This is a genomic window from Vibrio sp. 2134-1, assembly GCF_033339495.1.
The window spans coordinates 163,498-175,964 of the sequence record NZ_JAWOUS010000005.1; the positions used below are offsets into that span (position 1 = coordinate 163,498).

The 12,467-nt window shown below is 44.5% G+C and carries 14 protein-coding genes and 1 other RNA gene; 10 read left to right on the plus strand and 5 right to left on the minus strand.

Going from position 1 to position 12,467, the window contains the following annotated elements:
• Positions 1 to 6: 6 nt before the first annotated feature.
• The gene (gene zapG / locus R7R78_RS08640) at positions 7 to 450 is read right to left on the minus strand and encodes a Z-ring associated protein ZapG (RefSeq protein WP_005379861.1); all 444 of its coding nucleotides are present in this window, start codon (positions 448 to 450) and stop codon (positions 7 to 9) included.
• Positions 451 to 645: 195 nt separating this feature from the next.
• On the opposite strand from zapG, the gene zapE reads away from it, so the two are divergent.
• The 8 genes from zapE to sspB all read left to right on the plus strand — a co-directional run bounded on the left by zapE (position 646) and on the right by sspB (position 7,356).
• Positions 646 to 1,749 (plus strand): cell division protein ZapE, encoded by a 1,104-nt coding sequence (gene zapE / locus R7R78_RS08645; protein WP_064376559.1) that lies wholly within the window; start codon positions 646 to 648, stop codon positions 1,747 to 1,749.
• 251 nt (positions 1,750 to 2,000) lie between these two features.
• A complete protein-coding gene (gene rplM, locus R7R78_RS08650; protein ID WP_005372872.1) occupies positions 2,001 to 2,429 on the plus strand; it encodes a 50S ribosomal protein L13 in 429 nt (142 codons plus the stop codon).
• A 15-nt stretch (positions 2,430 to 2,444) separates the two neighbouring features.
• A complete protein-coding gene (gene rpsI, locus R7R78_RS08655; RefSeq protein ID WP_005372876.1) occupies positions 2,445 to 2,837 on the plus strand; it encodes a 30S ribosomal protein S9 in 393 nt (130 codons plus the stop codon).
• A 694-nt stretch (positions 2,838 to 3,531) separates the two neighbouring features.
• Entirely contained in the window at positions 3,532 to 4,122 is a 591-nt protein-coding gene (gene petA / locus R7R78_RS08660; RefSeq protein ID WP_005372877.1) for a ubiquinol-cytochrome c reductase iron-sulfur subunit, read from the plus strand.
• The gene (locus R7R78_RS08665; protein WP_005372880.1) at positions 4,122 to 5,387 is read left to right on the plus strand and encodes a cytochrome b; all 1,266 of its coding nucleotides are present in this window, start codon (positions 4,122 to 4,124) and stop codon (positions 5,385 to 5,387) included. Before petA ends, R7R78_RS08665 begins: the two co-directional genes overlap by 1 nt.
• Positions 5,384 to 6,121 (plus strand): cytochrome c1, encoded by a 738-nt coding sequence (locus tag R7R78_RS08670; RefSeq protein ID WP_005372881.1) that lies wholly within the window; start codon positions 5,384 to 5,386, stop codon positions 6,119 to 6,121. The genes R7R78_RS08665 and R7R78_RS08670 overlap by 4 nt, the downstream gene beginning before the upstream one ends.
• Before the next feature lie 96 nt (positions 6,122 to 6,217).
• A complete protein-coding gene (gene sspA, locus R7R78_RS08675) occupies positions 6,218 to 6,853 on the plus strand; it encodes a stringent starvation protein SspA (protein ID WP_005372897.1) in 636 nt (211 codons plus the stop codon).
• Positions 6,854 to 6,870: 17 nt separating this feature from the next.
• Positions 6,871 to 7,356, plus strand: a complete 486-nt coding sequence (gene sspB / locus R7R78_RS08680; protein ID WP_005387408.1) for a ClpXP protease specificity-enhancing factor — start codon at positions 6,871 to 6,873, stop codon at positions 7,354 to 7,356.
• A 71-nt stretch (positions 7,357 to 7,427) separates the two neighbouring features.
• On the opposite strand, the gene R7R78_RS08685 is transcribed toward sspB, so the two are convergent.
• From R7R78_RS08685 to R7R78_RS08700, 4 genes are read right to left on the minus strand one after another with little or no spacing between them, the layout of a single operon-like run.
• Complete coding sequence (locus R7R78_RS08685) at positions 7,428 to 8,096, minus strand: BON domain-containing protein (protein ID WP_017633609.1); 669 nt, start codon at positions 8,094 to 8,096, stop codon at positions 7,428 to 7,430.
• A 21-nt stretch (positions 8,097 to 8,117) separates the two neighbouring features.
• Entirely contained in the window at positions 8,118 to 8,708 is a 591-nt protein-coding gene (locus R7R78_RS08690) for a phosphoheptose isomerase (RefSeq protein WP_005372901.1), read from the minus strand.
• A 3-nt stretch (positions 8,709 to 8,711) separates the two neighbouring features.
• The gene (locus R7R78_RS08695; RefSeq protein WP_005372903.1) at positions 8,712 to 9,080 is read right to left on the minus strand and encodes a YraN family protein; all 369 of its coding nucleotides are present in this window, start codon (positions 9,078 to 9,080) and stop codon (positions 8,712 to 8,714) included.
• Complete coding sequence (locus tag R7R78_RS08700; RefSeq protein WP_005372905.1) at positions 9,067 to 10,878, minus strand: penicillin-binding protein activator; 1,812 nt, start codon at positions 10,876 to 10,878, stop codon at positions 9,067 to 9,069. Before R7R78_RS08700 ends, R7R78_RS08695 begins: the two co-directional genes overlap by 14 nt.
• A 68-nt stretch (positions 10,879 to 10,946) precedes the next feature.
• On the opposite strand from R7R78_RS08700, the gene rsmI reads away from it, so the two are divergent.
• The gene (gene rsmI, locus R7R78_RS08705) at positions 10,947 to 11,810 is read left to right on the plus strand and encodes a 16S rRNA (cytidine(1402)-2'-O)-methyltransferase (protein ID WP_047101994.1); all 864 of its coding nucleotides are present in this window, start codon (positions 10,947 to 10,949) and stop codon (positions 11,808 to 11,810) included.
• A gap of 167 nt (positions 11,811 to 11,977) precedes the next feature.
• Positions 11,978 to 12,406, plus strand: an RNA gene (gene rnpB / locus R7R78_RS08710) — RNase P RNA component class A.
• The last annotated feature ends 61 nt before the right edge of the window (positions 12,407 to 12,467 follow it).

A 12,467-nucleotide genomic window follows, 5' to 3' on the forward strand; every position in this document is an offset into this window, starting at 1 on the left:
AGAGGATTATGATGCTTTTGCGGTTACCGCTTCGGGAGCATTAATGATTTCTTTCTCTTGATCCTTCAAAAGACCGGTGGCGCCATTAGCGTAGTCTTTTGGTTGTTCGTTAAACTCTGGTTGATCTTCTGCAATAGTTTCAGACGACATTGCCGTTTTCTTATCAAACGGGTTGTCTTGTTCTGGTAAGTTTGGCAAAAGCTCAGAAGAGGTCTTGGCCATATGTTGGTATAGCTTGGTGTAATCTTTACCTAGGGTGTCCAACATTTCTGCGGTTTGTGCAAAATGATCGACGAGCTCTTGACGTTGTTGCTCTAATTCAAACTTGGCCGCTTCAAGTTCTTTCTGCACAGACTTTTGTTTCTTGTATTCAGGGGTGGTTAGTCTACTAATGACTACGCCTACGATTGTACCGACCAGCAAACCCACAATGGCATAAATCCAAGGCATAACTGCTCCTTATAGTTGTTTTAACAAGTCTTTTACTACTTAGTTACACGCGGTGCTCGTCCATGTTACTATGGCTTGAACAGCCGATAAAGAAAAATAGCAGTATGTCTTCGGGGACTGATAACTACTTCTCTCTATTCTCAAAGTTGACCCCGAGGTAACCCTTTTCTCTATACCTCTATACGACTTAATACGATGACACCACTACAACAATATCAAAAAGACATAGCAGAACACGGGTTTCAGCGTGATGAAGCTCAGTATCAAGCGGTCGTTGCATTAGACAAGCTTTACCATGCTATCGTTGAATTTCAGTCAGCGCCTGTGCCTCAGCTTTCCAAATGGCAAAAGCTAATAGGGAAAAAAATCGACAAGCCTGAACCACCAAAAGGCCTTTACTTTTGGGGGGGCGTAGGTCGCGGTAAAACCTACCTTATGGATGCATTTTTTGATGCTTTACCGACCCAAAGAAAAATGCGCGTCCACTTCCATCGATTTATGTATCGAGTACATGATGAGTTGAAGCTGTTAGGTGATGTCGAAAATCCTCTATCAAAAGTGGCGGATAAATTTAAAGAAGAAGCCGATGTGGTTTGCTTTGATGAATTTTTTGTTTCCGACATTACTGATGCGATGATCCTTGCAACGCTACTTCAAGAAATGTTCAAGCGGCAGATGATCCTAGTCGCGACTTCAAACATTGAGCCGCAGAACTTATATCGTAACGGTTTGCAAAGAGCGCGCTTTTTGCCCGCGATCGATATGATTTTGGCGCGTTGTGAAGTGTTGAATGTCGATAGTGGCGTTGATTATCGCTTAAGAACGTTAGAACAGGCTGAAATATACCATTACCCGCTTGATGAGCAGGCTAGCATAAACCTTAACAAATATTATCAGCAGCTGACTGGAGAGCGTAAGTTTGTTGCTCATCAAATCGAAGTTAACCACCGTCAACTGGTGGTGATTGAGGCAAGCGACGGGGTGCTGCATGCGTCGTTTGCTCAGTTGTGTCAAACTGCTCGCAGTCAAAATGACTACATTGAATTGTCTCGTATTTACCACACGGTATTACTGGCAGATGTTCAACAAATGAACCGAAAAATAGATGATGCGGCGAGACGCTTTATCGCGCTGGTCGATGAGTTTTACGAGCGCAATGTTAAGTTGATTATTTCTGCTGAAGTGCCAATGGCCGACTTATATACTGACGGGCAGTTAGAGTTCGAATTTAAGCGCTGTTTGTCTCGGCTTACTGAGATGCAAAGTCATGAGTATCTCGCGCGTGAACATTTGGCCTAGATCCAATGGATTCTTAAAAAAGTGAAGAAAAAATTAGTGATTTGGCGCAAAAAAAGGTGATTTTTTCTTCGCTCTTCTCTATAATCCTGCGACCCACCGTTACTGCAGACCTGATTATCGAAGTTATTTCGAAATTGAAGGTCGAGAGTACCAACGACTCGAAGGGGTGATGACTGGGCTCTTAGACAGTGTGGGAGCACTATTGGGTGTTCCTTTAAAGTTTAAAATTTAATTAACGGGTTATTGTTAGCATGAAAACTTTCGTTGCTAAACCAGAAACTGTAAAACGCGACTGGTACGTTGTAGACGCTGAAGGTAAAACTCTTGGCCGTCTAGCAAGTGAAATTGCATCTCGCCTACGTGGCAAACATAAAGCTGAATACACTCCTCACGTTGACACTGGTGATTACATCATCGTTATCAACGCTGAGAAAGTTGCTGTAACTGGTAACAAAGCTAAGAACAAAGTGTACTACCGTCACTCTGAATTCCCAGGTGGTCTAAAATCTATCACTTTTGAAAAGTTGATCGATCGTAAACCTGAGATGGCTCTTGAGCTTGCAGTTAAAGGCATGCTTCCACGTGGTCCTCTAGGCCGTGCTATGTACCGTAAGCTAAAAGTTTACGCGGGCGCTGAGCACAACCATGTTGCTCAACAACCACAAGTACTAGACATCTAATTGGGGATTTCGAAAATGGCAGAGAATCAATACTACGGCACTGGCCGTCGCAAAAGCTCAGCTGCACGTGTTTTCATTAAACCAGGCAGCGGTAACATTGTAGTAAACAAGCGTAACCTTGACGAATACTTCGGTCGTCCAACAGCACGTATGGTTGTACAACAACCTCTAGAGCTAGTTGAACTAACTGAAAAGCTAGACCTTTACGTAACAGTTAAAGGCGGCGGTATTTCTGGTCAAGCTGGTGCTATCCGTCACGGTATCACTCGCGCGCTTATGGAATACGATGAGTCTCTACGTCCTGCTCTACGCGCAGCTGGCTACGTTACTCGTGACGCTCGTTGCGTTGAACGTAAGAAAGTTGGTCTACGTAAAGCACGTCGTCGTCCACAGTTCTCTAAGCGTTAATTTCCTCTTATCGGGAATTATGCTTTTCAGAGTTACTCTGGAAACTGTGTACCAAAAGCTCGGCTCTATGCCGGGCTTTTTTGTATTTAAATACATCATACTTGTCTTCAAGCAACGAACAACCTTCACTTATCATCACATTCCGAGTAGGCCTTCTTGTTCGTCCTCTTCGTCGAAAGGTTGCCAGTGCCGTTTTATATGTGTGCCTTATTTAATCGCGACTCACCACGCTTTCTCTTGCGATGCAGCATAGATGTATTCATCAGCAAGAATGTCTTTGTATCTTATTCTTCCTGTAACATGTTTTAAAATGACTTACGCTCCTTTTTGAGCATTCTGCGTGCTACAAAATTGAAAATATAAACACAGTAAGCTGAACGCGTAATACGAAATATTTCTCTGTGTAATTAACTGAAAACTACCAAGATAAAAGGTTTTATCTGCTTTCAGCGGGGCTTCTATGTGGTGCTTTCTTGTTACAAATCACATCAATTTTTTATAATTCTGCCGCTTTTGTGACGACGCGAGCGATTTGCCTCACAAATGTTACAAAAAGGTAGCTTTATCTTGTCAAAAAGTAGGGTTTTCTTTATCATTTCCCTCCAATAAATAGAACTAAATTCATTATTTGTTAGCCATGCTCTTATAAGCGGAATAATAACGATCCAAAGGGAGCAAATGGGAGAATGTTTGGATGAGCAACGCGCCTTTAAATAACGGTCGCAGGCGTTTTCTAACCGCTACAACGGCAGTTGTTGGTGGGTTAGGGGCAGTCGCCGTCGCCGTGCCTTTTATCAAATCATGGAATCCGAGTGCTAAAGCCAAAGCGGCGGGCGCACCGGTGGAAGTGGATATAAGTAAAATTGAACCAGGTCAGCTGGTTCGTGTTGAGTGGCAGGGAAAACCTGTATGGATTGTTCGCCGCACTCAAAGCGTTCTGGATAACTTAAAATCGATCGGTGATAAGCTTCGCGATCCACAATCTGAAATGGAGCAGCAGCCTGAGTACGCTCAGAATGAGTTTCGTTCGATTAAGGAAGAGTTTTTCGTCGCAGTTGGTTTCTGTACCCACTTAGGTTGTTCACCAACCTATCTACCTGACTCTTTCTCTGAGCAGGTGCAGGGCGTAAGATCTGGCTTCTTCTGTCCTTGTCATGGTTCTAAGTTCGACATGGCTGGTCGAGTGTTCCAAGGAGTACCTGCTCCGTTGAACCTTGTCGTTCCTAAGCACATGTATTTGAGCGATACCAAGCTCATTGTGGGTGTTGATGAGGGAGATGCATAATGCAAGCAATGTTAGATTGGGTTGAAAAGCGTATTCCTGCAATGAATGCTTATAAAAAGCATTTGTCTGAATACCCAATGCCTAAGAACTTCAACTTTTGGTACCTTTTCGGTTCTCTGGCGATGCTGGTTCTTGTTAACCAAATCCTAACGGGTATTTGGCTAACGATGAACTATGTTCCTTCAGGTGACGGTGCATTTGCGTCTATCGAATACATTATGCGTGATGTAGAGTACGGTTGGCTTCTGCGTTACATGCATTCCACTGGCGCGTCAGCGTTTTTCGTTGTTGTGTATCTTCACATGTTCCGTGGTTTGATCTACGGTTCATACCAAAAACCTCGTGAACTATTGTGGATCTTCGGTATGTTGATCTTCCTTGTTCTCATGGCTGAAGCGTTCATGGGTTACCTACTTCCATGGGGTCAGATGTCATACTGGGGTGCGCAGGTAATCATTTCCCTGTTTGGCGCTATTCCTGTTATCGGTGATGACCTAACGCTTTGGATTCGTGGTGACTACATCATCTCTGGTGCAACGCTAAACCGTTTCTTCGCACTACACGTTATTGCACTGCCTATTGTTTTGCTTCTTCTTGTTGTTCTGCACGTATTGGCGCTGCACGAAGTAGGCTCAAACAACCCGGATGGTATCGAAACTAAGCTGCCAAAAGGCTCAATGGGCGACGATTACAAAACGCAATTCAAGTTCCACGATTACTACACGAAGAAATATGACATCATTGATTCGATTCCTTTCCATCCGTACGGCACGGTTAAGGACTTGGTCGGTGTTGCTGGTTTCTTGTTCTTCTTCTGTTACGTGCTGTTCTTTAACCCAGAAATGGGTGGGTACTTCCTTGAGCCGCCTAACTTTGAAGCTGCAAACCCATTGAAGACACCAGAGCATATTGCTCCGGTATGGTACTTCACGCCGTTCTACGCAATCCTACGTGCGGTTCCAGACAAACTATTAGGTGTTATCCTAATGGGTGCGTCAATTGCAGTGCTGTTTGTTCTACCTTGGTTGGATCGTTGTAAAGTTCGTTCATACCGTTACCGTAGCAAACTTCATCTATTGAATATTGTACAGTTCACTATCGCCTTTATCGCTCTAGGTATTTTAGGTGCGTTACCAGCGACACCAACGTACACACTACTATCTCAGATCTTTAGCTTGTGTTACTTCATGTTCTTTGTGTTGCTGTTCTTCTACAGCAAAAATGAAGCAACCAAACCATTACCAGAGAGGGTGACATTCAAATGAAGAAGTGGATTGTAATTCTATTTGCTATGTTGCCATCACTAGCGATGGCAGCTGGGGCCAATGTTCCGCTGGATAAAGCGAATGTTGACCTTACGGATAAAGCTTCGCTACAAAACGGCGCGAAGTTGTTCATGAACTACTGTTTTGCTTGTCACTCTACGCAATACCAGCGTTACGAGCGTGTAGCAACAGACTTGGAAATTCCAACAGACTTAATGAAAGAAAACCTGATTTTCAATCCTGAAGCGAAAATCGGTGATCTAATGGTCAATGCTATGCCACCGAAGCAAGCGGCAAACTGGTTTGGTGCTCCACCACCAGATCTTACGTTGGTTGCACGAGTTCGTGGTGCTGATTGGTTATACACTTACTTACGCTCTTTCTATGTTGATCCATCTCGTCCATTCGGCGTGAACAACATCGTCTTCCCGAGTGTTGGTATGCCGCATGTGCTTGAAGAGCTACAGGGCATCCCGACGCCGATTTACGATACGAAAATCGTAGATGGCGAAGAAGTACAAGTTGTTGTTGGTACTGAAACCGATGGCACCGGTGAGCTGAGTGAAGGCGAATATGACAAAGCGGTTGGCGATCTCGTTAACTTCTTAGTTTATTCAGGTGACCCAGTGCAGCTTGAGCGTCATGCTCTAGGCTGGTGGGTAATGGGCTTCTTAGTGCTTCTAACCATCGTTGTTGTGATGCTCAAGAAAGAGTATTGGCGCGATGTGCATTAATTGTGCTAAAATACCGTGCTAATTCCCAATTTTAATTGATGTACAATGGAGGCTTAGCCTCCATTGTTTTTATTTGTAAGTGTACTGGAGGGCTCCATGGCTGTAGCTGCCAATAAACGTTCTGTGATGACTCTTTTCTCAAGTGCATCAGATTTGTATAGCCATCAGGTTCGCATTGTACTAGCTGAAAAAGGCGTAAGTGTTGAAGTTGAGCTTGTTGACGAAGCAAACCTTCCTGCTGAGCTTGTTGAGCTAAACCCATATAAATCAGTGCCAACTCTTGTTGACCGTGAGCTAGCTCTTTACGATTCAAAAATCATCATGGAGTACTTGGACGAGCGCTTCCCTCATCCACCTCTAATGCCGGTTTACCCTGTTGCTCGTGGCAACAGCCGCTTGATGATGTACCGTATCGAACGCAACTGGTATTCACTCGCTGAAAAAGTGATGAAAGGTAATGCGGAAGAATCAGAAAAAGCACGCACAAAGCTGCGTAATGATCTTCTGACGTTAGCGCCAATTTTTGCTGAATATGAGTACTTCATGAGCGAAGAATTCAGCTTGATCGATTGTTACCTAGCACCACTATTGTGGCGTTTGCCTCAACTTGGTATCGATCTTGTTGGCCCTGGTTCAAAAGAAATCAAGGTATACATGAACCGCGTATTTGAACGTGATTCGTTCCTTGCTTCTTTGACTGAAGCTGAACGTGAAATGCGCCTAGTTCGCTAAGCGATTTAAAACACGTTATGGATATTGCAAAAATGACTGCTCGCCGCCCGTATATGCTTCGCGCATTTTACGATTGGTTAGTAGACAATGACTTGACTCCTCACTTGGTTGTGGATGCAACAATGCCAGGGGTGCGTGTCCCGGTTGAATTTATTCAAGATGGTCAAATTATTTTGAATATTGCGCCACGTGCAGTGGGTAATCTTGAGTTAGGTAATGATGCGATTACCTTCCATGCTCGCTTTAGCGGTCGTCCGCACTCAGTGATCGTGCCTGTGTATGCTGTTCAAGCTATTTATGCACGTGAGAATGGTGCTGGTACTATGTTTGAACCAGAAGAAGCGTACACTCACATCGAAGAAGAAGCGATGACCGAGGAAGAATCATCCCCATCGTTCACAACGGTTAGCGATGAGCCTTCTGAGTTAGTTTCTGATTCAGATGCCGAAGAGGACGATGCTCCTCGACCAAAAGGCAAACCAAGCTTAAGAGTGATTAAATAATAAAAAAGCAGCGTAACGCTGCTTTTTTCTTTTTAACTTGTTGAAGATGATTTCAAGCCAGACTTTGGAAATTACTCACTAATCGTAAAGACTTCGACGTTCTCTTCACTTTCTGTACTTGCCTCACTTTCTATTGTTTGTACACCGTCACTCGGTAAGTCTACTTCAACAGGCTCCATTTCGCCGTATTGGAACCCTTTAATGACTTGTTTTACGCCTGAGATATTACGCGCGATTTCTGTCGCTCGATCGCCTTGCTCTGGCGTGACATAACCAAACAGAAAAACGTCGCCATCTTCGGTGATCACTTTAACCTTAACACCATTAAGCTCAGAATCAGTAAGCAAAGCTGACTTTACTTTGGTTGTGATCCAGCTGTCATTGCTAATCTGGGTAACAGTGAGTGGCTCTTTTTGTTTGATTTGATTGTGTATGACTTTTACACCACTAACTTCTCGAGCCCTTCGCTCTAAAGCAAGGATAAGGTCTTGTGTCGGAGCTTGTCCCATAAGGACTACAGTCCCATTATATGAACTGGCAACGACACGTACTTCACCTTTAAACGGTGCTTTATTGCCGATCGCCGCAACTTCGAATTCAATGTTATTGTCCTGCCAGATTTGTTTTGTCGTGCGTGTGTCCGTGACAATATTCGCTGTGGTTGCTGCACCTGCGATAAACAAACCTGCGCAACCACTTAAACTCAATGCTGTTAATAAGATAACAAGGCTACGTATCATAATTCTGACTCTCAGTCTTGGTTACTCTTCGTGAGCAGGGAAAAGCACCTGGTCAATAAGATCACAAAGGCAATGGAGTGTTACCATATGTACTTCGTGAATACGTGCAGTGCGGTGTGATGGAATACGAATTTCGACGTCGTTCTCACCGAGCAGTCCTGCCATCTCTCCGCCATCTTTTCCTGTTAGCGCGATAATCGTCATGTCTCGAGTTACGGCTGCTTCCATCGCTTTGATAATATTTTTACTGTTACCGCTAGTCGACATGGCAAGCAAAATGTCGCCTGGTTGACCAAACGCTCGTACCTGTTTTGAGAAGATTTCCTGGTAGTGGTAATCGTTGGCCACTGCGGTTAGGGTGGTATTATCGGCGGTTAAGGCCATTGCTGGTAGGCTAGGGCGCTCAGTTTCAAAACGGTTTAAAAGACAAGAAACAAATTGTTGAGCGTTTGAAGCACTGCCGCCATTACCACAACATAAAATTTTATTGCCATTAAGCAGGCTCGACACCATCGCTTGAGCTGCATGAGTAATGGCATCAGGCAGCGCCTCTGCTGCTGCGATTTGAATTTGAATACTTTCTGTAAAGCTGTCTTTAATGCTGTCTAGCATCGCTTATCCTTCAGAGATTGCGTTTTCTATCCAGTTGATATCTCGACCATTATCATGAATGGCGATGACATCAAATCGATAATCGATATTGTGTTTTAAGCGCTTTTGTTGGCTAAGCCAAACTTGTGCGGTTTTGACTAGCTTGCGCATTTTAGCGTGCGTCACCATTTCTGCTGCCGAGCCAAAGTGATTGTTCTTACGGTATTTGACTTCAACAAACACAATAGTTTCACCTTGTTGGAAGATTAAATCAATCTCACCGACCTTAGTCAGAAAATTTTGTTCAATAAAGTTTAAGCCCTGGCGTTGTAAATACTGCTTCGCCAGAGCTTCATATTGATTTCCGATTTGGCGCTTGCTAAAGAGCCCCACGCTCAGCCCAGCTTAGCTCACGCTGTACAACACAATTATTGTCGATACTTAAAATACCGGTTTGGCCGCCAACTGAGTAGCCCGGAACGACCTTCATTTGTGGCAGCTCCCCAATCAATTTATACGCATCCATACCCAGTGCTTTCAAACGTTTTTCCATGTTAGATTGCTCTGACCACAACTCGTTCATTTCAGCGGTCACGCTAGGGTCTGGGTCAATCAGCAATGGAATATCGCTGTAGATGATGCCTGTTAGATCTTCGTAAGTCGCGCCGCCACTGTTGCTACGCGAGCTAGAGAAAATTTGTGGCGCTTTGGCGTCTGGATTAATCGCTACCTCAATAAACGGCTTAATCAAAGTCAGTTCCGTGCTTCTAGCAACAATATAAACCGCATCGACATCACGACGGCTACGTGGCTGTGTTTCAAGCTTGATACGCATTAGTGATTGCATCTGAGCAATACGTTGTTTGCTTTCTTGCAGACCAAATACTTCATTGATGTCTTTTTGAAGTTGGCGCTTGTCACCAAAATAACTTGCTGCGACTTTATTAGAGCTGTACTTGCGCCACTCTTTGTTGAACGCTTCAGTTACACGTTCACCAAAGCTGCCCTTTGGTGCCAGAATCAGAGGGAAGTTATAGCCTTCGCTGAACAAGTGTTTCGCTGCTTGTGCGGCTTCTTGTTCCGGTGATAATGCCAAGTAGCAAATATTGCTATCTGGTTGCACATCTTCGGGAATATTTAGCGCAAGGGCTGGAATCGTAGGACCATTTTCTGAGCCATCCATGGTTGTGTGCAATAGCTCAACGTTCTCTTTTTCTAGAGGACCAACAACAAAATCGATGTTTTCATTGATCAAACGTTGTTTAATTTGGTCGGCGTTATACGCATTAGTGTCTATTACCGTGAGGGTAGCGCTTGGATCACGGTTACGATCATTCATCATCGCAAACACAAAACCATCACGAATTAATTGCGCTTGTGGCGAGAATTTACCAGTAAGCGGCAGTAACAAAGCGGTGTTGTTTGGTTTAACAATGTCTAGAGAGAGAATGTTTTGAATCTCTTCTGGTGTGTAGATAGCGGCTGGGTGAGATGGGTTCTCGTTTAACCAGCGTTCTAGGGTATTTTTTAGTTGGGATAAGTTGCCCGACAGCGTTTTCGCATAAATAGCGAGTTGTAGCCAACCATCCAAAACATCTTCATTTGGCTCTGTTTCTAATGAGGTCAGTTCGTACTCGGAATAGCTGCCAAAGTTCATCCAAATACGGCTAGAAATCTCTCTCTGCTCCGCGGACGATGCATATTGGCCAAATGCAACCAGTTGGCGGTTTGCCTCAAACGCTTGGTTAAGACCTTGATAAGCGTCGGCACGCATCAAGTAATAGTCTTTCCATTGCTCATTTGGTAACTTCCACCAAGGTTTAAAATTCAACAATTGCAGCAACTGAGAGTAATTACCCTGTTTTTGCTGTATGGTCGCACGCGCTAGTTGCCACTCTGCTTGCTGAACTTCGGTTAACTGTTGACGAGCCAGGCGCTTGATCAACATTTCTGCTTGATCAAACTGGTTTGCTTGAATCGCGGCTTTGGTTGCCATGATCAACCAGTCATTTTGTAAACTGCCTTCCGTGCTATCAGCTTGGATCATATAGTTCTGAACAGACTGAGTAGGCTCAAGTGTTACATCAACGCCATCAGGCTGTCTTGGACCTGAAGAACAGGCGGCGAGCGTAATTGCTAGTGCAACAGGAGTAAGTATGCGTGGTACACTGAGTCTCTTATGGTTAATCATTGCCGTGAGTTCTCTATAATTTTGTACAAAATTGTCTCTATATTAATCGTTGAAGTGATGGTAAACAAATGACAGATAAAAATAAGTTGCCGAATGAGGGGCCAACTCTCTATATCGTACCGACTCCAATCGGAAATTTAGCGGATATCACCCAACGTGCTATCGAAATTCTGTCGACTGTGGACATCATTGCCGCTGAGGATACTCGACATACGGGCAAATTACTGTCTCACTTCAATATTCAAACCAAAACTTTTGCTCTACATGACCACAATGAGCAGCAAAAAGCACAAGTTTTGGTAGAAAAGCTGCTTTCCGGTCAGTCTATCGCATTAGTTTCTGACGCTGGTACGCCACTTATCAGCGACCCAGGATACCATTTGGTGACAAAATGTCGTCAAGCGGGCGTTAGAGTTGTGCCTCTTCCAGGTGCCTGTGCGGTCATTACGGCGTTAAGTGCCTCTGGCTTGCCATCTGATCGCTTTAGCTTCGAAGGTTTTTTACCACCGAAAAGCAAAGGTCGTAAGGATAAATTCCTAGAGATTGCTTCGGTAGAGCGTACGTGTATTTTTTACGAGTCACCGCACCGTATTTTAGACTCTCTACAAGACATGTTAGACGTTCTTGGCCCAGATAGAGAAGTTGTGTTGGCAAGAGAGCTAACAAAAACCTTTGAAACCATTCAAGGCATGCCGTTAGGTGAGCTGATTAAATGGGTGAAAAGTGACGATAACCAACAGCGTGGTGAAATGGTATTGTTGGTACATGGCCATCGTGAAACAACAGACGACTCACTACCTGAAGATGCTTTACGCACGTTAGGGATTTTGACCAAAGAGCTGCCTTTGAAAAAAGCAGCTGCTTTGGTGGCAGAAATACATAACTTGAAGAAGAATGCGCTATATAAATGGGGCTTAGAAAACTTAGACTAAGTGCCGCTAGCGAGATAAATGGTCAATGAGGGCTGATGTTTAGGAATCGGCCTTTTTATTATCTATTTTTGGCGCGCTGACTAAAAAGTCATCACTTAGTGCATTCATCTCATCATATCTGTGATCTAACTAGACTCTGAAGTGAGAACTCTATACAATCCGCCCTCGGAGCTGACTGGGTAGTCGCTGCTTTGTTGATGTCCTTCGGGAGACTGACGTCGAAGTCCCTTTGGGAGACTGACGTTGACGTCCTTCGGGAGACTGACAAAGGGGAGGAAAGTCCGGGCTTCATAGAGCAAGGTGCCAGGTAACGCCTGGGGGGCGCAAGCCTACGACAAGTGCAGCAGAGAGAAGACCGCCGATGGCCTTAGGGCACAGGTAAGGGTGAAAGGGTGCGGTAAGAGCGCACCGGACGACTAGCAATAGTTCGTAGCAGGGTAAACTCCACCTGAAGCAAGACCAAATAGGCCTCCACATTGCGTTGCTCGCGTAAGGAGGCGGGTAGGTTGCTCGAGCCAGTGAGTGATTGCTGGCCTAGACGAATGGCTACCGCCGCGCAAGCGGAACAGAACCCGGCTTATGTGTCGGCTCCACCTATTCGAGACCCATCTCTACTTCGGTAGTGATGGGTTTTTTGCATTTAATTGACGCAAACTA

Coding starts and splice junctions, on each gene's coding strand:
- rsmI (WP_047101994.1), top strand. CDS start 10,947: ATGACAGATAAAAATAAGTTGCCGAATGAGGGGCCAACTCTCTATATC.
- R7R78_RS08685 (WP_017633609.1), bottom strand. CDS start 8,096: ATGATACGTAGCCTTGTTATCTTATTAACAGCATTGAGTTTAAGTGGT.
- zapE (WP_064376559.1), top strand. CDS start 646: ATGACACCACTACAACAATATCAAAAAGACATAGCAGAACACGGGTTT.
- R7R78_RS08690 (WP_005372901.1), bottom strand. CDS start 8,708: ATGCTAGACAGCATTAAAGACAGCTTTACAGAAAGTATTCAAATTCAA.
- R7R78_RS08670 (WP_005372881.1), top strand. CDS start 5,384: ATGAAGAAGTGGATTGTAATTCTATTTGCTATGTTGCCATCACTAGCG.
- petA (WP_005372877.1), top strand. CDS start 3,532: ATGAGCAACGCGCCTTTAAATAACGGTCGCAGGCGTTTTCTAACCGCT.
- zapG (WP_005379861.1), bottom strand. CDS start 450: ATGCCTTGGATTTATGCCATTGTGGGTTTGCTGGTCGGTACAATCGTA.
- sspB (WP_005387408.1), top strand. CDS start 6,871: ATGGATATTGCAAAAATGACTGCTCGCCGCCCGTATATGCTTCGCGCA.
- sspA (WP_005372897.1), top strand. CDS start 6,218: ATGGCTGTAGCTGCCAATAAACGTTCTGTGATGACTCTTTTCTCAAGT.
- R7R78_RS08700 (WP_005372905.1), bottom strand. CDS start 10,878: ATGATTAACCATAAGAGACTCAGTGTACCACGCATACTTACTCCTGTT.
- R7R78_RS08665 (WP_005372880.1), top strand. CDS start 4,122: ATGCAAGCAATGTTAGATTGGGTTGAAAAGCGTATTCCTGCAATGAAT.
- rplM (WP_005372872.1), top strand. CDS start 2,001: ATGAAAACTTTCGTTGCTAAACCAGAAACTGTAAAACGCGACTGGTAC.
- rpsI (WP_005372876.1), top strand. CDS start 2,445: ATGGCAGAGAATCAATACTACGGCACTGGCCGTCGCAAAAGCTCAGCT.